Annotated in this window: 18 protein-coding genes and 3 tRNA genes; 13 read left to right on the plus strand and 8 right to left on the minus strand. The window is 51.3% G+C overall.

Features of this window, described 5'->3' with window-relative positions; genetic code table 11:
* Positions 1 to 69: 69 nt before the first annotated feature.
* From JQN73_RS13990 to metG, 4 genes are all read right to left on the minus strand, one after another.
* Positions 70 to 921: a ScpA family protein gene (locus JQN73_RS13990; protein WP_205319489.1), complete on the minus strand. Its 852-nt coding sequence runs from the start codon at positions 919 to 921 to the stop codon at positions 70 to 72.
* A gap of 60 nt (positions 922 to 981) precedes the next feature.
* Complete coding sequence (locus JQN73_RS13995; RefSeq protein ID WP_205319490.1) at positions 982 to 1191, minus strand: DUF3460 family protein; 210 nt, start codon at positions 1189 to 1191, stop codon at positions 982 to 984.
* Positions 1192 to 1356: 165 nt separating this feature from the next.
* A complete protein-coding gene (locus tag JQN73_RS14000; RefSeq protein WP_205319491.1) occupies positions 1357 to 1833 on the minus strand; it encodes a GNAT family N-acetyltransferase in 477 nt (158 codons plus the stop codon).
* Between the two features lie 84 nt (positions 1834 to 1917).
* Positions 1918 to 4029: a methionine--tRNA ligase gene (metG, locus tag JQN73_RS14005; protein WP_205319492.1), complete on the minus strand. Its 2112-nt coding sequence runs from the start codon at positions 4027 to 4029 to the stop codon at positions 1918 to 1920.
* A 207-nt stretch (positions 4030 to 4236) separates the two neighbouring features.
* Here metG and apbC point away from each other — a divergent pair, with 207 nt between their 5' ends.
* The 6 genes from apbC to JQN73_RS14035 all read left to right on the plus strand — a co-directional run bounded on the left by apbC (position 4237) and on the right by JQN73_RS14035 (position 7967).
* Complete coding sequence (gene apbC / locus JQN73_RS14010) at positions 4237 to 5319, plus strand: iron-sulfur cluster carrier protein ApbC (protein WP_205319493.1); 1083 nt, start codon at positions 4237 to 4239, stop codon at positions 5317 to 5319.
* A 176-nt stretch (positions 5320 to 5495) separates the two neighbouring features.
* Positions 5496 to 5864 (plus strand): DUF4399 domain-containing protein, encoded by a 369-nt coding sequence (locus JQN73_RS14015; protein ID WP_240162572.1) that lies wholly within the window; start codon positions 5496 to 5498, stop codon positions 5862 to 5864.
* 128 nt (positions 5865 to 5992) lie between these two features.
* The gene (gene gltX / locus JQN73_RS14020) at positions 5993 to 7453 is read left to right on the plus strand and encodes a glutamate--tRNA ligase (RefSeq protein ID WP_205319495.1); all 1461 of its coding nucleotides are present in this window, start codon (positions 5993 to 5995) and stop codon (positions 7451 to 7453) included.
* A gap of 63 nt (positions 7454 to 7516) precedes the next feature.
* Positions 7517 to 7592: transfer RNA gene (locus JQN73_RS14025), tRNA-Ala, on the plus strand.
* 80 nt (positions 7593 to 7672) lie between these two features.
* A tRNA-Glu gene (locus JQN73_RS14030) sits at positions 7673 to 7748 on the plus strand.
* A gap of 143 nt (positions 7749 to 7891) precedes the next feature.
* A tRNA-Glu gene (locus tag JQN73_RS14035) sits at positions 7892 to 7967 on the plus strand.
* Between the two features lie 285 nt (positions 7968 to 8252).
* On the opposite strand, the gene JQN73_RS14040 is transcribed toward JQN73_RS14035, so the two are convergent.
* The 3 genes from JQN73_RS14040 to JQN73_RS14050 all read right to left on the minus strand — a co-directional run bounded on the left by JQN73_RS14040 (position 8253) and on the right by JQN73_RS14050 (position 9654).
* Positions 8253 to 8573, minus strand: a complete 321-nt coding sequence (locus JQN73_RS14040; protein ID WP_205319496.1) for a hypothetical protein — start codon at positions 8571 to 8573, stop codon at positions 8253 to 8255.
* A gap of 186 nt (positions 8574 to 8759) precedes the next feature.
* Entirely contained in the window at positions 8760 to 8912 is a 153-nt protein-coding gene (locus JQN73_RS14045; RefSeq protein ID WP_205319497.1) for a DUF3309 family protein, read from the minus strand.
* A gap of 187 nt (positions 8913 to 9099) precedes the next feature.
* Complete coding sequence (locus tag JQN73_RS14050; protein ID WP_205319498.1) at positions 9100 to 9654, minus strand: glycine zipper 2TM domain-containing protein; 555 nt, start codon at positions 9652 to 9654, stop codon at positions 9100 to 9102.
* 691 nt (positions 9655 to 10345) lie between these two features.
* On the opposite strand from JQN73_RS14050, the gene JQN73_RS14055 reads away from it, so the two are divergent.
* Positions 10346 to 10525, plus strand: coding sequence for a hypothetical protein (locus JQN73_RS14055; RefSeq protein WP_205319499.1), 180 nt, complete (start codon positions 10346 to 10348; stop codon positions 10523 to 10525).
* Between the two features lie 64 nt (positions 10526 to 10589).
* Here the strand turns inward: JQN73_RS14055 and JQN73_RS14060 are convergent, their stop codons facing one another.
* Positions 10590 to 11513, minus strand: coding sequence for a LysR family transcriptional regulator (locus JQN73_RS14060; protein WP_205319500.1), 924 nt, complete (start codon positions 11511 to 11513; stop codon positions 10590 to 10592).
* A gap of 248 nt (positions 11514 to 11761) precedes the next feature.
* On the opposite strand from JQN73_RS14060, the gene gcl reads away from it, so the two are divergent.
* The 6 genes from gcl to JQN73_RS14090 all read left to right on the plus strand — a co-directional run bounded on the left by gcl (position 11762) and on the right by JQN73_RS14090 (position 19596).
* Positions 11762 to 13537 (plus strand): glyoxylate carboligase, encoded by a 1776-nt coding sequence (gene gcl / locus JQN73_RS14065; protein ID WP_205319501.1) that lies wholly within the window; start codon positions 11762 to 11764, stop codon positions 13535 to 13537.
* Positions 13538 to 13654: 117 nt separating this feature from the next.
* A complete protein-coding gene (gene hyi, locus JQN73_RS14070) occupies positions 13655 to 14434 on the plus strand; it encodes a hydroxypyruvate isomerase (protein WP_205319502.1) in 780 nt (259 codons plus the stop codon).
* A gap of 66 nt (positions 14435 to 14500) precedes the next feature.
* On the plus strand, positions 14501 to 15388 hold the full coding sequence (gene glxR / locus JQN73_RS14075) for a 2-hydroxy-3-oxopropionate reductase (protein ID WP_205319503.1): 888 nt from the start codon (positions 14501 to 14503) through the stop codon (positions 15386 to 15388).
* Positions 15389 to 15694: 306 nt separating this feature from the next.
* On the plus strand, positions 15695 to 16993 hold the full coding sequence (locus JQN73_RS14080) for a glycerate kinase (protein WP_205319504.1): 1299 nt from the start codon (positions 15695 to 15697) through the stop codon (positions 16991 to 16993).
* A gap of 495 nt (positions 16994 to 17488) precedes the next feature.
* Positions 17489 to 18913, plus strand: coding sequence for a pyruvate kinase (gene pyk, locus JQN73_RS14085; RefSeq protein WP_205319505.1), 1425 nt, complete (start codon positions 17489 to 17491; stop codon positions 18911 to 18913).
* Between the two features lie 77 nt (positions 18914 to 18990).
* A complete protein-coding gene (locus tag JQN73_RS14090; protein ID WP_205319506.1) occupies positions 18991 to 19596 on the plus strand; it encodes an amino acid synthesis family protein in 606 nt (201 codons plus the stop codon).
* The last annotated feature ends 106 nt before the right edge of the window (positions 19597 to 19702 follow it).

The following is a 19702-nucleotide window of genomic DNA, read 5'->3' on the forward strand; positions in this document are numbered from 1 at the left end:
GCGGCGCGGCTCCGCTCCGCATAGTCACGCGTCACGCATCACGCATGTCAGGAATCCGGAAATTAGTCATCACGCGGGGGAATAGGCCAAACGCACATAGATCGGTGCAAAAGGTTCGGCCTGCGTGATTTCGATCAATGTTTCCTTGGCAAGTTCAAGCAGCGCGATAAAATTGACCACGAGTACCGGCACTCCGCGGGCAGGGTCGAATAATTCGGCAAATTCGACAAATCGGGCGGACTGCAGACGCCGCAAAATACCAGTCATGTGCTCGCGCACTGAGAGTTCTTCGCGGCTAATGATGTGGTGCTGCGTGAGTTTGGCGCGTTTAATTACATCGGCCCACGCGGATTGAAGATCAATAACAGCGACTTCGGGCCAGCGTGTGACGATGCTTTGTTCGATGTAAATCTGGGTGCGCACAAAGTCGCGTCCCAATTGTGGCAATTCGTTGATTTCGCGCGCAGCCAGCTTCATTTGCTCATATTCCAGCAAACGGCGCACCAATTCTGCCCGTGGATCTTCTGCCTCTTCACTATCGGTTTTTCTGGACGGCAACAACATCCGCGATTTAATTTCGATTAGCATCGCCGCCATCAGCAAATATTCGGCGGCAAGTTCCAGATTGGTGATGCGGATCTGATCGACGTATTCCAGATATTGCAGTGTTACCTGCGCCATTGGAATATCCAGGATGTTGAAGTTTTGCTTACGGATTAGATACAGCAACAGATCGAGCGGTCCTTCGAACGCTTCGAGAAATACTTCCAGCGCATCCGGCGGAATATATAAATCGCTCGGCATTCGAAACAGCGGTTCGCCGTACAGGCGTGCAAACGCCACACCGTCGATGACGTTCGGTGTGGAGTCTGGCTGCCCCTCAACGGTGATTTCGGCGGCGTCTGACATATTCTGCGTCATAGTGATCCGCTGACACCGATGTTAATCGTGTTGAAATTGCGGGAGAAAGCCGTCGCAATATTAGTGTTCGTTTTGATAAACGTAGGGCTGTTGTGGAACGCGGGAGTTTTGGGTGCGGAGTTGGCTATCAAGATCGATAGGTGTTTTGTCCCATAACAACGCGCGACCGGCCAGTTGTTCTTGTTCCAACGCAGGATTTTTTACCTTCAGTTCGTTGATGAACTGGGTTATTTCGGACTGGTATCCGGCAAATTGCTTGGAAAATTTCATTATATTTACCTGTTTTACCTGTTTAATAGCGCTGAAAGTTATGCGCTATTTTATGTCATTTCTTACTCTGACGAATCGATTGTTGGTGAGTAGTTGCTTAATCGATAACTTCTCTATTCGCGACACAGAAAAAGACCGCGTTGAACCTAGAGTTTGGGGCAGTCTTCAACTTAACAGTCGCCGCATTACCGTCGGGGCTGGTTCTGCGGGATTGGCGTGGGCATAGGTAAGTTCGGGTGCCAATACAAATCCGTAGGTTGCGTAAAGCGCAAGTAAACGCGCTTGATCTGCACGCACCGCGAGTTGGATTTCACGAACGCTCACCGATTGCGCACGTTTAATCACCGCTTCGAGCAAGTGCTCTGCGAGAGAGTCACCGCGATACTTTGGAAGGACGCCCATGCGCATAACCTCCCAGGTGTGGCGATCATTCTCTGAAGGGAGCCAACGAACAGAGCCGACGATTTCGTTCTCGACGAGTAGCAAATAAGCGCCATCGCGTTTCAGCTGTTGCTGAACCCGTTCTACGCTTTCGCGATGTCCACTTGAGCTTGCCGCCACCCGATCAGCCCAGCAGGCACGGGTTAGTTCCGCGATCAATAACGCATCGCTAAAGTTGGCCTCGCGGGTCAGCACGTGCATTCGGTATGAATCCTCGCCGTTATTGTTAGTTGGCTTCGTACTAAGCTTGTTACCTGGCTGCCTTGATGATGGCAGCACAGGTTGTTAACGAATCCGCATACCCGGCTTAGCGCCCGGCCATGGATGCAGGATATAAATGCCCGGGTTCGCTTTTTCATCCGCGGCTGAAGCGGCCAGGACCATGCCTTCGGAAATGCCAAACTTCATTTTACGCGGGGCCAGATTGGCGACCATCACAGTCATTTTTCCAACCAATTCCTCAGGTTGATAGACTGACTTGATGCCGGAGAATACATTTCGCAGGCGTCCCTCACCAACGTCAAGCGTCAGCCGCAGCAGCTTGTCGGAACCGTCAACGTGCTCACAATTAACGATCGTGGCAATCCGCAGATCGATTTTGGTAAAGTCGTCAATCTTGATTTCGGGTGCCAGTTCTTCGATGGCGCTGGAGTCATCAGCAATAACAGCATCTGCAGCGGCGGCGTTGGTCGCATCGGTTTTGCCTTCTGGCGCGTCAAACAAGGCTTCCAACATTTTAGGCTCAACCCGTGTCATCAGATGCGTGTAGGCATTGATTTGGTGACCATCGCCAATTGGCAAATTGATGTCATCCCATTGGAGTGGCGCGATCTGTAAGAAGGTTTCTACTTGCTGCGCGAGTATAGGCAAGACCGGTTTCAAATAGATCGTCAAAATACGGAACGCTTCCAGCAGGCGACTGCAAACTTCATGCAAGGCGGCCGCTTTGCTCGGGTCTTTGGCTAACTCCCATGGTTTGTTGGCGTCAACGTAGGCGTTAATAATATCGGCCTGGTCCATGATGGCGCGCAGCGCTTTGCCATATTCCCGACCTTCGTACAGGTTTTTGATATCACCGGACACTGCTCGTAGATTTGCCAGAAACGGATCATTATCGGTGGCCCAAAGCGTGCTGACCTTGCCTTCAAATTTCTTGGCGATGAAACCCGCCGCACGGCTGGCAATGTTGATGTATTTACCGATCAAATCTGAGTTCACCCGTGCGACAAAATCATCCGGATTGAAATCGACATCTTCAACCTTGGCGCTCAGCTTGGCAGCAATGTAATAGCGCAGCCATTCAGGGTTCATGCCGATGTCGAGGTAACGCAATGGCGAAATACCGGTGCCGCGCGATTTAGACATTTTTTCGCCGCTGACGGTGATAAAACCATGCACGAAGACGTTATTCGGTACTTTTCGCCCGGCAAACTTCAACATTGCCGGCCAGAACAATGTATGGAAATACGTGATGTCTTTGCCAATAAAATGATATTGCTCGGTGCTCGGGTCAGCCATAAAAGCGTCGAAGTCGCGGCCGGTTTTATCGAAGTAATTCTTCAGCGATGCCAGGTAACCGATCGGCGCGTCCAGCCAGACATAAAAATATTTGCCAGGTGCGTCAGGAATTTCTATCCCGAAATAGGGTGCGTCGCGGCTGATGTCCCAATCGCCAAGGCCGCCGTCGCCTTCGAGCCATTCTTTGGCTTTATTGGCAACTTCCGGCTGTAAGCGATTATCTTCAAGCGCCCATTGACGCAGAAAATCAACGCAACGTGGATCGGAAAGTTTGAAGAAGAAATGTTCTGACGACTTCATGATAGGGGTCGCGCCCGACAAGGTGGAGTATGGATTCTTGAGATCGGTGGGCGCATAAACGGCACTGCAATGTTCGCAGGAGTCGCCATATTGGTCTTTTGTGCCGCATTTTGGACACTCACCCTTAATATAGCGGTCCGGCAAGAACATGTTTTTGACCGGATCAAAAAATTGCTCGATGGTTTTGGTCGTGATGAGCTCCGCGTCATCCCGCAGGCTACGATAGATTTCCTGGGACAGCGCATGATTTTCCGGGCCATCGGTTGAATGCCAATTGTCAAACGCGATATGGAAGCCATCCAGATATTCTTTACGTCCGGCCGCGATATTGGCAACAAACTGTTGCGGCGTGATCCCTGCCTTTTCGGCGGCGATCATGATTGGTGCGCCATGCGCATCGTCAGCACCGACAAAATGGACCTCATTGCCCAGCATTCGTTGAAACCGTACCCAGATATCGGCCTGGATGTATTCCATTATGTGGCCGATGTGGAATGCGCCGTTGGCATAGGGCAACGCGGTCGTAACGAATAGGTTGCGCTGGGTAGGCTGAGGTGAAGTGCTCAAATTGATGCTCATTTAGCGGTGCAGATTAAAGTAAAAGAGTGATTTTAGCAGTGACAGCGCGTATCTCGTGCAAAGACCGTCATCGTTATCGATCAGATTTTCTTTTTGTTGTTTTTAAATAAACCTTAATCAAGTTAATTTTGCGACGCGATTTTGGCACCTCGTCTGCGCCGCTCCGGCGATTTAGTTTAGACTTGCGCAATCTATAGAGGAGAAGTAATGAGCGTCACGATTGAAGCGGTCAAGGCCGCACTATCCAAGGTCATCGACCCGAATACCGGAAAAGATCTGGTTTCAAGCAAATGCATTAAAAATATTCAGTTAGACGGCGCCAATGTCGCGTTTGACGTGGAGTTGGGTTATCCGGCAAAAAGTCAGTTTAGCCTGATTCGGAATGCCGCCATTACCGCGCTGGCGGGAATCGCCGGCAATGTCAGCGCTAATGTCTACACAAAAATTCAGACGCACTCCGTGCAGCGTGGCATCAAGTTGATGTCCAACGTGAAAAATATCATCGCCGTAGCTTCCGGTAAAGGCGGCGTCGGCAAGTCCACGACCGCCGTCAATCTGGCGCTGGCTTTGGCGGCAGAAGGCGCGCAAGTCGGTATTCTGGATGCAGATATTTATGGTCCGTCGTTGCCGATGATGATGGGAATCAGCGGCCGACCTGAAACCAAGGATGGCAAAACCATGGAGCCGCTGGAGAACCACGGCCTTCAGGTTTCCAGTATCGGCTTTATGGTGGATCAGGATGAGCCGATGGTATGGCGCGGTCCGATCGTCACGCAGGCGTTGCAGCAGTTACTGGATCAAACCAATTGGCGCGATCTCGATTATTTGATCGTTGATATGCCGCCCGGTACCGGCGATATTCAATTGACGCTGTCGCAAAAAGTGCCCGTCACCGGCGCAGTCATCGTCACCACGCCGCAAGACATCGCACTGCTGGATGCGCGCAAGGGCTTGAAAATGTTCGAAAAAGTCGGTATTCCGATTCTCGGTATTGTCGAGAATATGAGTACGCATATCTGTTCCAATTGCGGTCATGCAGAAGCCATCTTTGGCTCCGGCGGCGGCGAAAAAATGTGTGGTGAATATGGCGTCGATTTTCTTGGAGCGCTGCCGCTGACGATGTCGATTCGGGAGCAGACCGACTCCGGTAAGCCGACCGTGATTGCAGAACCGGATGGACCGATCGCGCATATCTACAAAGAGATTGCGCGTAAAGTGGCGATCAAGGTGGCGGAGAAGGCCAAAGATATGTCGAGCAAGTTCCCCACTATCGTCATTAAGAACGACTGACCACAGTACCGCTAGAACGGGTATGTCGAATCAACCGGAGCAACCCGGTTGATCGACGCGCTCAGACGTGGTGCTCAGATGCTATGATTCAACGGCTTGCTTAATGGCATTCTTTCTCATTGAAAAAGGGTCACACGATGAAATCACGATTATTTGCCGTACTTTTTAGCGCTTCGATGCTTGCCGCTGGCTTTGTACCGCAATTGGCGCATGCTGCATCAGTCAATTTTGTGTCTCCCGCCGACGGCGCAGTGGTGAGCAGTCCGTTTGAAGTCAAATTTGGCGTGAGCGGAATGGAAATTAAACCAGCCGGCGACATGACGCCCAATACAGGTCATCACCATCTATTGATCAATCAGGCACCGATCAAGGCTGGCGAAGCGATCCCGGCCGATGCGCAGCATTTGCATTTCGGTAAAGGCCAGACCGAGGCAATGGTCACGCTGCCGCCGGGTAAATATAGTTTGACGATGCAGTTTGGTAACGGCATGCATCAATCGTATGGTCCCGAGTTAAGTAAGACAATTAACGTTACGGTCAAATAATTTCACGCCATTATTCGCAGGAGCGGAGCGTGCTGGCAATCTGCATTGTTCCTTCTGCCGAAGCAACGCGGTAAAATGTGGTTTTCATTGATAGCGGCTTTGGCAATCCAGGGCCGTTTTTATTTATCATGACCGCATCTACTTCCGTAACAACATCGACTTCTCAGCCTGTCCGTACCCGTTTTGCGCCTAGCCCAACCGGTTACCTGCATTTAGGTGGTGCCCGCACAGCATTGTTCTCCTGGGCTTATGCCCGTCACTTTGGCGGCACTTTTATATTGCGGGTCGAAGATACCGATCTGGAGCGCTCAACCCCAGAAGCAGTAGAAGCCATCATCGAAGGTATGCAATGGCTCGGACTGACGCATGACGAAGGTCCCTTTTTTCAGATGCAACGCATGGATCGCTACCGTGAAGTGGTTGCGCAAATGCTGATAGACGGTAGCGTCTACTATTGCTACTCATCTCCGGAAGAAGTGGAAGCCATGCGTGAAAAAATGCGTGCAGCGGGCGAAAAACCACGGTATGACGGAACCTGGCGTCCGGAGCCAGGCAAAACTTTGCCCGCGATTCCGTCCGATCGCACACCGGTTGTGCGTTTCAAAAATCCGTTGGAGGGTGAAGTAAGTTGGGACGACGTCGTTAAAGGCACCATTACGATTGCTAACCGTGAAATGGACGATCTGGTCATTGCTCGCCCGGATGGCACACCGACCTACAATTTTTGCGTAGTGGTGGACGACTGGGATATGAAGATCACGCATGTTATTCGTGGTGACGATCATGTTAACAACACCCCGCGCCAAATTAATATTTTAAAGGCGCTTGGTGCGACTTTGCCCTTATATGGTCACGTGCCGATGATCCTCGGTGCGGATGGCGAGAAGCTGTCCAAGCGCCATGGCGCGGTGAGCGTGATGGATTACCCGGCACAAGGGTATTTGCCGGAAGCGATGTTGAACTATCTGGCGCGCCTTGGCTGGAGCCACGGTAACGAAGAAGTGTTCTCGATTGAACAGTTTTGTGCGTGGTTCGATCTGGACCATTTGTCAAAATCGCCAGCGCAGTTCAATGCCGAAAAACTGGCTTGGGTGAATAATCACTACATTAAGTTGGCCGACAACGAACGTCTGGCTGGATTGGTTCAACCTTTGATGGAAAAGGAAGGGGCCGATTTCACCGACGGTGAAGGAGTCACCAAAGCGCCGGATTTGGCAAAAGTCATCGGGCTGATGAAAGAGCGCGCCAATACGACACATGAGATTGCCGCTGCCGCAATGCTGTTTTATCGTCTGCCGACGCCGGACGCCGCTTTGCTGGATCAACACTTCCATGCTGAAGCCGTGGCGGCAACCGTTAAGCCCGCATTTGCCGATTTCGCGGAACGCTGTAAAACGGTGGAGTGGAATAAAGCGGCATTGGCACCAATGATTAAAGAGGTTCTGACGGCGCATTCGTTAAAAATGCCACAAATTGCCATGCCGTTGCGCTTGATGCTGACCGGTCAGCTGCAGACGCCAGCGATTGATATGGTGTTGGAATTATTCGGCCGCGAAGTCGTATTAAACCGCTTACAGAAATATCTTTAATAAATTTTCAAAACGGGATTGTCACAGAGGTGATTACTTTGCTATAATTTCGCTTCTTCGCAAGGGGGTATAGCTCAGCTGGGAGAGCGCTTGCATGGCATGCAAGAGGTCAGCGGTTCGATCCCGCTTACCTCCACCAGCGTAAGCGGGTGGAGTAAAGTAACAAATGTAGTACAGTAGAGCACTTAGCAATACCACTAGCAGCACGGACAGATCATCGTCCCCATCGTCTAGAGGCCTAGGACATCACCCTTTCACGGTGAGTACAGGGGTTCGAATCCCCTTGGGGACACCAGATAAAAAAGTCGCATCTGCGTGATGCGACTTTTTTTATTCAGACCGAACGGGTCAGGTGTAGCAAGAAGAGTGTAAATTGCAAGCGAAGCAAGGCCACGCAAGCAAAGCTGGATAACAGCAACGTAGTAAGGACAGATTTCTGTCCCCATCGTCTAGAGGCCTAGGACATCACCCTTTCACGGTGAGTACAGGGGTTCGAATCCCCTTGGGGACACCAGGATAAAAGCCCGCATCAATTGATGCGGGCTTTTTGCATTCTGGACGCGATTCGGCGCGCCATTCTGGAAGCCATTCTGGGAGCTTATGAGGGGATTTCTGTCGAACCCATATGCCATGGAGCAGGCTTACGATAATTGCTAAAGTAGCCATTCTTACGTTCAGAGTACAACCTTGATGGGCAAAAATTTTGTTGTATTACATCCACAAGCATGGGCCGGTTATTTTTGGTTACGGGCCGCATGCGTTGTGAATCGACGATGGTGGGACCAATATGGCGACTAAATTACTCGGTATCGACATCGGATCGGCGTACCAACATGCGATGCGCCCGTTGCATATCGTTCGTAAAATTATTTTTTGCCTCCCGACGACAAGCCATTAGCTCCCGATTGCGCAGACTACGACAGTCATTGAGTGATTGCTGATAGGCCGCATTCGCTTCCTTCGTCATATTGTTGTAGCGGGCTCGGGCGGACATGTCTTCCGTATGCCAGCGTGATGGATCTTTCATCTGAACATTTTCTTCAGCGGCGACTGCATGCGTCACATAAGCGCTTGCCGCGACTAAAATACATGAAAACGCGGCGACAATTTTTTGATGCATGGTACTTGCTCCTTGGCGAACGGATTGCGATGCACGACGTGGTTAAATTCGATACAAGGCGTAATTCCACTGATCGATAAATTTTATATTTTGAACGGCGGTGTCACTGCGATCATCACCAAAGTTGCCAATTTCATGGACGACCGCGGCCTGATATAACATTTCTGATAATGATTAATTTAACACTTATAGCCGTCCAGTGAGCAGAAGCACAATAAGTACGATGACAATAACGCCGGTGATGCCGCTAGGGCCATAACCCCAACTGCGACTGTGCGGCCAAGCTGGCAGCGCGCCGACGAGCAATAAAATCAAGATAATTAGAAGGATCGTTCCCATGCTTTACTCCTTTTGTGGTTGGTGGTTGCAATTCACTGTAAAAAATGTCCTACTCAGCATGCGGTGCAACTTCGATCCGTTTATAAAAATACGCGCATAGAATCGCAAATCCTTTTCCGGCAGGCTTTGACGGCGTTGTGTTCAGTTAAGGCAATCACGAGCCACACGGTAAATTAAAAGCGCTAAATTAATAACGTGAAATCTGACCGTTATCTATCCTTACCCGATCACCGACACGCAAGTCTCCTGGATTACTAAGGTTTATGGTCTGGTAGCCGTTATCATTCATGCGAATGCGCACGTCGTACGACGCTGGACTTTGACTATTGCGCTGCTCCACTTGATTGCCAACTACGGCGCCGCCGACTGCGCCGCCAACGGTCGCCACGGTGTTGCCGGTCCCATGACCAATTTGATGTCCCAAAACGCCGCCGAGCAGACCACCCACGAGTGCGCCAGCGATCCCGCGACTTTGGTTTTCGCCTTGAACGACATCAATTGCGTCTATCGTTCCCCGGCCGTTATAAGACTGAGAGTTGGATGGGGCGGATTGAGTAGACGGGTTATATTGATTGGACGGATTGTATTGATTTGTTTGATTGTACTGATTGGGCTGATAGGTCGGGTCCGTCGAGCTGCGATATTGCTGCCCATCGTTGGGGCCGGCGCAAGCGGCTAAAAGAAGCGATCCGCTCGCCATGGCAGAAATCAATACGGTTAAGGATTTACCGGTGCGTTTCATGACGTCTCCTAATATCTATTTCATTCCCGATGGACGTATGCGGGATGTCCACATGGTCTGATCGCTTTAACCATCGTCTTCGCGGCTTTACTAACATGCGCTGATCGGACATGCCATCCGCAGATCAATGCATAAACAGATAAATGAGTACTAAAATTACTGCAGGCACCCCCAGCAACCACGCTAAAAAATACTTACCCATGATGGTAGCTTTCGAGTTGGTTGACGAAAAAAAAACGTCAATAAAGAGTTAAAAAAGTGCCTGAGCGCATCAAAGTTGTAAATAACTATATAGAGGAAGGGTGGATACTTCTATCGGACGGGGGCTACTAACGTTGTAGGATTGCGTGAAGCAGAGCCCCGAACGGGCCTGGATACAAAGGTGAATTTGCTGGAATGTAGCGGACTGCCTGTGAGGCTTCTACGCTGTTCTTTTACGCTTTTTGTACGCCCCGGGCCAACTGGAATTCGAGGTTGTATTTAGTTTCGTGCTGGCGGGTCAGCCCGCGTGTCAGTCAACCCCGAAACACAAGAGGGCCATCTCGGCTTATCATGGTCTTAGTTGCAGAATCTAAACCGCTGTCGGCGACATGAGATTCCGCAGATAACGTCGCCAGGCCGACTGGAGCTATTACCTTTATTTTTCTTTAGCTTCTTTTTAATTTCAAACGGACGATTAAAGGAGTTTTATATGTTTAACAGTAAAAGCGCTTTGTTGATGTTGACCGTTTCAAGTTTAACCGCGTTGTTATTGATGGCACGTCAACGGCTCGCCCGAGCGAATGCGGAACAAAATTTACAGAGTAAAGCCATCACAATTTGGGAGGGCGAGGGAGGGAACCTGCCCGCCAAACCTACAGTTCCGGAGTAGGTCCTTTCTCGGGTAGATTTGTCCTCACGGTGAATTTATCTAACGAGATAATTGATCGTTTGATTTAAGCGCTTCGCCCGGGACCTTGAGTCCAGTAACCGGGTTTGGCGAACGTTTCCTTTAAGCGATCAATAAAAAAACGTGTTTTTGCCGGAAGATGGCGTTGTTGTGGGTAGACCGCCATGATGTCGTAATGCGGCAACGCAAATTCATCCAGTACCGTGATGAGTTCGCCGCTGGCCAGTTGCGCCTGAATTTCCCAGGTGGAGCGCCATGCCAGGCCCAAGCTCTCGCTGACCCATCGATGCAACAATTCGCCATCGTTACAATCCAGATTTCCTTCTGCCTTGATGACAACCGGTTTTCCACCCTGTTGGAAATACCAACCGCGTTGCTGGCCGCCTTGCAAGTTGAACGATAAACAATTGTGAGCTGCGATATCGTCCAGCGTCACAGGGGTGCCATTGCGGCGCAGATAGTCCGGCGTAGCGCATACCACGCGACGATTACCGGCTAGTTTGACTGCGACGAAATTGGGGTCGATTACGCCGCCGATTCGGATGCTGATGTCATAGCCCTCGCGCACCAGATCCACCACCCGATCAGTGAGATTGAACGAGATTTTTACTTCCGGGTTGGCGGCAAGAAATGCCGGTGCGTGCGGTGCAACATGCTTGCGTCCAAACGCCGCCGGCGCCGAAACCACTAAATGTCCCGTGGCTTTATGGCGACCTTCCGAAATAATCTTTTCAGCAACATCGAGATCGTTCAATAATTTGCGGCAATGGTCGAGGAATACTGTTCCTTGTTCGGTCAGGGTCAAGTGACGCGTCGTGCGGTGCATAAGCTTGGTACCCAGCCGCTTTTCCAGCGCATCAATGCGCCTGCCCAGCATGACGGGCGTAATATTTTGCTCCAGGGCTGCACTGGCCAAACTGCCTTTTTCTACTACGCTGACCAAGGCCTCAATCTGTTTCAACTTATCCATATCTCCTCCGATTGCCTACTTTACCGCTTATTCCATATTAAAAGTATGGAATAAACAGACAGTTTGTCTTCTTATCAAACATAAAGTTTGCTTATACGATGTACTTCATCGACTTAACCCCTGTCCAAACACCGTTCACTTTATCGCGACATGCCGGAATCCGACTGCTCTGGTCGGCCTCATTCGGTCCACGGTGATAGCGGTTCAGGAACAGGCAACACATTCCCAATAAGTAATCCGGAGGCAATATGGCAAAGATGAGAGCAATTGACGCAGCAGTATATGTAATGGAAAAAGAAGGCTGTTTGCAAACGTTCGGGGTTCCAGGTGCGGCCATTAACCCGCTGTATTCGGCGATGAAAAAGCACGGTGGCATCAAACATGTGTTGGCCCGACACGTTGAAGGCGCGTCGCATATGGCGGAAGGTTATACCCGCGCCGCAGCCGGCAATATTGGCGTCTGTATCGGCACTTCAGGACCGGCTGGAACCGACATGATTACTGGCCTGTATTCGGCGCAAGCGGATTCAATTCCCATTTTATGTATCACCGGTCAGGCACCACGTTCACGTCTGTACAAAGAAGATTTTCAGGCGGTTGATATCGAGTCAATCGCCAAGCCTGTGACAAAGTGGGCAGTCACCGTGCGCGAGCCTGCATTGGTGCCGCGCGTGTTTCAACAAGCGTTCCATCTGATGCGTTCAGGTCGTCCAGGCCCGGTCTTGATTGATTTGCCATTTGACGTGCAAGTAGCAGAAATCGAATTCGACCCTGATACCTACGAATCGCTCTCGGCCTACAAGCCGACAGCATCGCGCGCGCAGATCGAAAAAGCCTTGACCATGCTAGGTGAAGCTGAGCGTCCATTGTTAACCATCGGCGGTGGTGTCATCAATGCCGATGCTGCTGACCTCGCTGTTGAATTTGCTGAATTGACTGGTGTTCCGGTTATCCCTACATTAATGGCGTGGGGTGCAATCCCTGACGATCATCCGCAGATGGCGGGAATGGTTGGCTTACAAACCAGTCATCGTTACGGTAACGCCACCATGCTGGCATCCGACTTTGTGCTAGGTATCGGCAATCGGTGGGCCAATCGTCATACCGGTTCGGTAGAAGTGTTTACCAAGGGCCGCAAGTTCGTGCATGTGGACATCGAGCCGACCCAGATCGGACGCGTATTCGGACCGGACTATGGCATTGTCTCCGACGCAAAAGCAGCGTTGATTCTGTTTATTGAAGTGGCGAAAGAATTAAAAGCGGCGGGCAAGCTACCTGATCGGTCGGCCTGGTTGGGTGAGTGCCAGGAGCGCAAACGTACCATGCAGCGTCGCACCCATTTCGAAAACGTTCCCGTGAAACCGCAGCGTGTATATGAAGAAATGAACCGAGCTTTTGGTCGCGATACCTGCTACATCAGCACCATCGGTTTGTCGCAAATCGCAGCTGCCCAATTCCTGCATGTCTATCACGCTCGCCATTGGATTAACTGCGGTCAGGCCGGTCCGCTGGGCTGGACTATTTCGGCGGCCTTAGGCGTCTGCGTTGCAGATCCGAAGCGCGAAGTGGTTGCGATTTCAGGTGACTATGATTTCCAATTCATGATTGAAGAGTTGGCCGTCGGCGCGCAGTTTAATTTGCCCTATATACACGTAGTGGTAAACAACTCGTATCTGGGTTTGATACGTCAGGCGCAACGCGGATTTGAGATGGATTACTGTGTGCAGCTTGCCTTCGAAAATATCAATGCACCTGAGTTAAACGGCTACGGTGTTGATCACGTTGCGGTGGTAGAGGGCCTCGGCTGCAAAGCGATACGGGTGACCAATCCAAACGAAATTCAAGACGCCTTTGCACAGGCCAAGCGTTGGATGGCGGAGTTCCGGGTTCCGGTCGTGGTGGAAATTATTCTTGAGCGCGTCACCAACATCGCTATGGGTACCGAGATTGACAATATCAACGAGTTCGAAGATTTGGCAACCAGCCGTGCGGATGCCCCAACCGCGGTGAGTTTGCTGGACTAAGTTGCGCGATTAATCCGATTAGAGCCGATTGCTTAACCGATTGCGCCATTTACCCGCACCGTTATTTGAATCGATGCCAGATTCATGTCGACAAGATTGAAAGGACGAGGAAATATTATGACCAAACTAGCAGCTAATCTCACGATGTTGTTCACGGAGTTACCATTTCTTGAGCGCTTTGGTGCCGCCGCGAAAGTAGGATTCAAGGGCGTTGAATTTCTGTTCCCGTATGCATTTCGCGCTGAGGAAATTAGCGACAAATTGCAGACAAATGGACTGGAACTCGTTCTGCATAATTTACCGGCGGGAAATTGGGACGGTGGCGAACGTGGAATTGCCTGTCACCCGGACCGCATCAGCGAATTCAAGGAGGGCGTGGACGAAGCATTGCGTTACGCCAAAATACTCGGCGTAAAGCAATTGAATTGTCTGGTCGGCATCGCGCCTTCCGGTGTGAGTCAGGACGATCTGAAAGCGACCGTCGTAAGCAACTTGAAATTTGCGGCGGATAAATTGCAGGTCGCTGGCATTCGCTTGTTGATCGAACCGATCAACACTTTTGATATTCCTGGCTTCTATCTCACTGGAACTCGCCAGGCGCTGGATCTGATCGCCGCGACTGGGTCGGATAACATTTTTGTGCAGTACGACATTTATCACATGCAGCGAATGGAAGGCGAGTTGGCGAGCTCCATTAAAGCCAACCTCGCGCGCATTGCGCACGTGCAATTGGCCGACAATCCCGGTCGTTTTGAACCAGGCACCGGCGAAATCAACTATCGCTTCCTGTTCTCGTTTTTAGATGAAATCGGCTACGACGGCTGGATCGGTTGTGAGTACAAGCCGAAGGCTGGAACGGTTGAAGGTTTGGGCTGGCGCGCAGCACACGGCGTGTAAAAAATTGGCTGCATCATTAACGCCTGGAATATTCGACAAATTTTAAAGACATCAAGGAGATTTATCATGGCAAAAGTAGGCTTCATAGGATTAGGCATCATGGGCGCGCCAATGGCCGAGAATCTGCAACGCGGCGGTCATAAGCTGTATCTGCATGATCAGAAAAATCCGCCTGCGTCGTTGATCGACGGCGGCGCGACCGTCTGTACCTCCGGAGCGGAAGTTGCAAAACGCGCGGACATTATCATCGTCATGGTGCCGGATACCCCCCATGTCGAAGCCGTATTGTTCAACGAAAAAGGCGTCGCAGAAGGATTGACCGCAGGCAAGATCGTGGTCGACATGAGTTCAATCTCTCCGATTGCCACCAAAGGTTTTGCGAAGAAAATCAATGCGTTAGGCTGCGAATATCTGGACGCGCCGGTGTCGGGTGGGGAGGTCGGCGCCAAAGCGGCATCTCTTACCATTATGGTTGGCGGTTCCGAAGCTGCCTTCAACGATGTCAAAGCATTGTTCGAACTGATGGGCAAAAATATTACGCTGGTCGGCGGAAACGGCGACGGTCAAACGACCAAAGTAGCTAATCAGATCATCGTTGCATTGAATATCCAAGCGGTTGCGGAGGCATTATTATTTGCCTCCAAAGCCGGTGCTGATCCTGCAAGAGTACGAGAAGCTCTGATGGGCGGCTTTGCTTCTTCTCGTATCCTGGAAGTCCATGGTGAGCGGATGGTTAAGCGTACCTTCAATCCAGGTTTCCGTATCGAGCTGCATCAGAAAGATCTAAATCTGGCGTTGCAAGGTGCCAAGGCGCTCGGTATCTCGCTGCCAAATACGGCCATGGCACAGGAGCTCATGAATACCTGTGCGGCCAACGGTATGAGCGGGTTGGATCATTCTGCGCTGTGCCGGGCAATTGAAATTATGTCGAATCATCAAATTGCTTCGGCATAAGTGGTAAATTAGGTGCAAAATTATGTTCTTGGTCGTATTTGGCATTTTATAAAATATTGCCGAAACATCGAAGCCGTTGGCGCAGCCATTCGCAGTTGACCTAATTGGTCACTGGCGCTTCCAGGGTTTGACGTTTGGTCGGGAATTGTTGGAGCCTGCTTGCATGTATCGAGTTGGTCTCCCGCGCCGGTCGTCGAAACTTCTGGAAGCATAACCAATGGGAGTCCAGCGCAAGCAAATGCAATCAAAAGAATGCGCTAAACGTCTAGTTAATTTTTTGTACCTCACCAATCAAGGTTACTCAGCATGCCTACTCCAATCGCCCCAATCACCACAATCAACCCTCGCCAGCTCTTACTGGACATGTACCAAAGTGCTGTCGATGCCGTCAGCGCAGCAAAATGTCTGCCAGCCTATCTGGCCCGGATACCGGCCCCAACAGGCAAAGGTCGCACGCTGGTGATCGGTGCCGGCAAAGGGGCTGCAGCCATGGCCAAGGCAGTCGAAGAGCACTGGCAAGGTGAACTGGAAGGGTTGGTTGTGACGCGCTACGGCCACGGTGCCGACTGCAAGCGCATTGAGGTGGTGGAAGCCTCGCATCCGGTACCGGATGAGGCCGGGCGACGAGCTGCTGTTCGGATACTTGAAATGGTCCAGGGATTGACCGAGGATGATTTGGTGCTCTGTCTGATTTCGGGTGGTGGATCGTCACTGTTGGCGCTGCCAGCGCCAGGTATCTCGCTGGAACAAAAGCAAGCGATCAACAAGGCGCTACTAAAAAGTGGCGCAAATATTTTTGAAATGAATTGTGTCCGCAAGCACCTGTCGGCCATTAAAGGTGGCCGTCTGGCGTTGGCCTGTGCGCCTGCACGCGTCGTGACCCTGATGATTTCGGACATTCCAGGCGATGATCCCGGGGTGATTGCCAGCGGTCCTACTTTGGCCGATCCGACTACTTGTGCAGAGGCGCTGGCGGTGTTGCGAAAGTATAAGATTGAGATTCCCGCAGCAATTTTGCAGCATCTGGAATCAGGTCAGGGCGAGAGCGCGAAGCCTGGTGATCCGAGACTATCCAGGAATCAGTATTACGTCATGGCCACTGCGCAGGATGCATTGGAAGCGGCCGCTGCGGTAGCATCATCCGCTGGTTTAACGCCGTATATTTTGTCGGATGAAATGGAAGGTGAGGCGCGGGATATCGGCCTCGCGCACGCCGCGCTGGCACGACAGATTGCACGCCGCGGCCAGCCTTTCGCGAAGCCTTGCGTTGTGATATCAGGTGGCGAAACCACGGTCACTGTGCGGGGAACCGGCCGGGGTGGGCGCAATGCGGAGTTTTTGCTGAGTCTGGCGACGGCATTGGATGGCTATCCTGACATACATGCCATTGCGTGTGATACGGATGGGATTGATGGCTCGGAAGACAACGCTGGTGCGATCTATCAACCGCAGTCGATGCGACAGGCCGAGGAATTGGGCCTGAGACCGAAGGCGATGTTGGATAACAACGATGGGTATGGATTTTTTGAGGCTTTGGGGAATTTGGTTGTGAGCGGGCCTACCCGGACGAATGTGAATGATTTTCGGGCGATGTTGATTCTTTAATAGTTGTTTACCAGTTGTGTACTAGTTGTGTACTAGTTGTGTACTTTTGGCGGGCCTGAATGGAAGTTTCAGCTGGCCGAAAGTGAATACCTTACATCCGCGTGCGGGCAAGGTGGGGTGCTAATAGCAGCGCTCTCGGAGCGGCAACATAGGCTGCAGCTCGACGACCGTAATCGTCTTACGGCTCGAAAGCTCACATAAGAAAAATGAAACAACTCACCCCACCCTCCATCCGCATAGTATCAAGCAAAAAAATATCTAAGACCTACACCAACGTAAGAAAAAGTCGCATGTTATGTGCGGACAATCATCCGCAGCGAATTAACTGTGTTAAAAATTGAAGTCCTCAAGTTTACCCAAGATTACCCAAGAACAAATAACGACAACCCACGACAACCCACGACCAAATAGAAAAAATCTTCGTCAGGATCGGAAGAATAGCGAACGATTCCATCTAACCCAGTTTCCCCGCCACCCTCAAAAAGGAAAGCCCTCATGCGTCGTCAACGCAAAGCAAAAATCGTCGCCACCTTAGGCCCCGCCAGTTCCACCCAGGAGATGATCCAGGCGCTATTTGAAGCCGGTGCCGATATCTTTCGATTTAACTTCAGTCACGGAACCCATGCTGACCATCAGGAGCGCTATCGTATCGTGCGCGAAGTTGAACAAACTGTTGGTCGTCCAATTGCTATTCTCGCTGATCTCCAGGGCCCGAAACTGCGTATCGGGCAGTTCGTCGATGGCAAAGTAACATTGGTCGCCGGCCAGGAATTTACGCTGGATCGTGACAGCACCGCTGGGAATAGCGACCGCGTTTGCCTGCCCCATCCAGAGCTGTTTGAAGTCATCGCAGCCGGTCAGTCATTGCTATTGGACGATGGCAAATTGCGTTTGCAAGTGCAAGATAGCGATGGTCAGAAGATCCGCACACGGGTAGTAAATGGTGGCGCGTTATCTGACCGTAAAGGCGTCAACGTTCCGGATGCCGTTTTGCCGATCCCCGCATTAACCGAAAAAGATAAGCGTGATCTGGCGTTCGCTTTGGACCTGGGTGTCGACTGGGTTGCGCTGTCATTTGTGCAGCGTCCGGAAGACGTGCTGGAAGCCAAGGCGTTGATTGGTGACCGCGCCTGGGTGCTGTCCAAACTTGAAAAACCTGCGGCGTTGGACCAGCTTGATGCAATCGTTCAAGTATCCGACGCGATCATGGTGGCACGTGGTGACCTCGGGGTCGAGTTGCCGCCAGAACGTGTACCCGGCGTGCAAAAGCGTATTTTGCGTGTGTGCCGTCAGCAAGGGAAACCGGTGGTTATTGCGACCCAGATGCTGGAGTCCATGATTACGATGCCGGTGCCAACCCGAGCTGAAGCATCAGACGTTGCGAGTGCTATTTATGATGGCTCCGATGCGGTGATGCTGTCGGCAGAATCGGCCAGTGGTGCTTATCCGCTGGAAGCGGTGGAAATGATGAATCGTATCATTGCTGAAGTTGAGCAAGATCCACTTTATCGTAATCTGCTCGATGCCCAGCACGAGACACCGTTACCCAACCAGAGCGACGCTATTTGCTCTGCGCTGCGCGACGTCACGCGTATCATCGGCGCTAAAGCAACAGTGACTTACACCAGCTCCGGACACACGAGTTTGCGTGCTGCGCGCGAACGACCGATCGCACCAATCGTCAGTATTACACCGAAACTGGCGACAGCGCGGCGGCTGGCGATGGTGTGGGGAGTGCATTCGACCATTAGCGATCAGGTTCACAACGAAAGCGAAATGGTAAAGGCGGCCTGCGAGACCGTCGTCAAGGAAGGCTTTGCAGTCGCGGGCGATCAGATTGCCATCACTGCCGGTATGCCATTTGGTCAGCCGGGAAGTACCAACTTGCTGCGTCTCGCAGAAATCTGGCCAAATAAATAATATCAAGCTCAACAAGCTTAGTAGGCGCAGTAAGCTCGGGCGAGCTCCTTTTTAACCGATTAATGAAATACAAAAAAATGACAAAACCTGCAAACTTCGAAAATTATCATATACGTAAGTGGTACACCCAAATCGACGACACGCTGGCTAACGAAAGCGGCGTGCTGGCCGATGGCGCAGCACTGCGGAAGATTGTGATCGCGGTTGCGATTCATAACCCTTATGCCGGCCAATTCAATCAGAATCTTGAAAATATCCTGGCGAACTCGGCCGCATTGGGCGCGGAATTCGGGCGCCGAATCAATGCCGCGCTGGGCACCGATAAAGTGGAAAGCTATGGTAAAGCCTGTATCGTTGGTGTTGGCGGTGAATATGAACACGGCAATGCGTTTCTGACGCCAGCATTCGTGATGCCGATTCGTGAAGCCATTGGCGGCGGCAAAGCGTGGATTCCATCGTCAGGAAAGCGCGGCGTGCCGGGCACCAATCTCGATATTCCGCTTGCGCATAAAGATGCGCTGTACGTGCCATCGCATTACGATACTGTGACGACGCAATTCACCGATGCACCAAATAGCGATGAAATCGTTGTCGCGTTTGCGGTAGCTACGCGTGGCCGTTTGCACGCGCGTTTAGGTGGACTAAAAGCGAACGAAATAGAAGGAAAGAACGGCTTGAATTAAACGCGGTAACGCGTTTCCTGCTCTATTTGCCGCATTTGACAGATCGTAACGTAGGTTGTGTCATGTCCGAAATCCGTCAGACTGATCGTTTATTTTTGATTTGCGA

The sequence above is a fragment of the Glaciimonas sp. PAMC28666 genome, from assembly GCF_016917355.1.
Lineage (GTDB): Bacteria > Pseudomonadota > Gammaproteobacteria > Burkholderiales > Burkholderiaceae_D > Glaciimonas.

Bases quoted from the DNA above. Each gene is read 5' to 3' on its own strand.
- JQN73_RS13990 (WP_205319489.1), bottom strand. From the start codon at position 921: ATGACGCAGAATATGTCAGACGCCGCCGAAATCACCGTTGAGGGGCAG.
- JQN73_RS13995 (WP_205319490.1), bottom strand. From the start codon at position 1,191: ATGAAATTTTCCAAGCAATTTGCCGGATACCAGTCCGAAATAACCCAG.
- JQN73_RS14000 (WP_205319491.1), bottom strand. From the start codon at position 1,833: ATGCACGTGCTGACCCGCGAGGCCAACTTTAGCGATGCGTTATTGATC.
- metG (WP_205319492.1), bottom strand. From the start codon at position 4,029: ATGAGCATCAATTTGAGCACTTCACCTCAGCCTACCCAGCGCAACCTA.
- apbC (WP_205319493.1), top strand. From the start codon at position 4,237: ATGAGCGTCACGATTGAAGCGGTCAAGGCCGCACTATCCAAGGTCATC.
- JQN73_RS14015 (WP_240162572.1), top strand. From the start codon at position 5,496: ATGCTTGCCGCTGGCTTTGTACCGCAATTGGCGCATGCTGCATCAGTC.
- gltX (WP_205319495.1), top strand. From the start codon at position 5,993: ATGACCGCATCTACTTCCGTAACAACATCGACTTCTCAGCCTGTCCGT.
- JQN73_RS14040 (WP_205319496.1), bottom strand. From the start codon at position 8,573: ATGCATCAAAAAATTGTCGCCGCGTTTTCATGTATTTTAGTCGCGGCA.
- JQN73_RS14045 (WP_205319497.1), bottom strand. From the start codon at position 8,912: ATGGGAACGATCCTTCTAATTATCTTGATTTTATTGCTCGTCGGCGCG.
- JQN73_RS14050 (WP_205319498.1), bottom strand. From the start codon at position 9,654: ATGAAACGCACCGGTAAATCCTTAACCGTATTGATTTCTGCCATGGCG.
- JQN73_RS14055 (WP_205319499.1), top strand. From the start codon at position 10,346: ATGTTTAACAGTAAAAGCGCTTTGTTGATGTTGACCGTTTCAAGTTTA.
- JQN73_RS14060 (WP_205319500.1), bottom strand. From the start codon at position 11,513: ATGGATAAGTTGAAACAGATTGAGGCCTTGGTCAGCGTAGTAGAAAAA.
- gcl (WP_205319501.1), top strand. From the start codon at position 11,762: ATGGCAAAGATGAGAGCAATTGACGCAGCAGTATATGTAATGGAAAAA.
- hyi (WP_205319502.1), top strand. From the start codon at position 13,655: ATGACCAAACTAGCAGCTAATCTCACGATGTTGTTCACGGAGTTACCA.
- glxR (WP_205319503.1), top strand. From the start codon at position 14,501: ATGGCAAAAGTAGGCTTCATAGGATTAGGCATCATGGGCGCGCCAATG.
- JQN73_RS14080 (WP_205319504.1), top strand. From the start codon at position 15,695: ATGCCTACTCCAATCGCCCCAATCACCACAATCAACCCTCGCCAGCTC.
- pyk (WP_205319505.1), top strand. From the start codon at position 17,489: ATGCGTCGTCAACGCAAAGCAAAAATCGTCGCCACCTTAGGCCCCGCC.
- JQN73_RS14090 (WP_205319506.1), top strand. From the start codon at position 18,991: ATGACAAAACCTGCAAACTTCGAAAATTATCATATACGTAAGTGGTAC.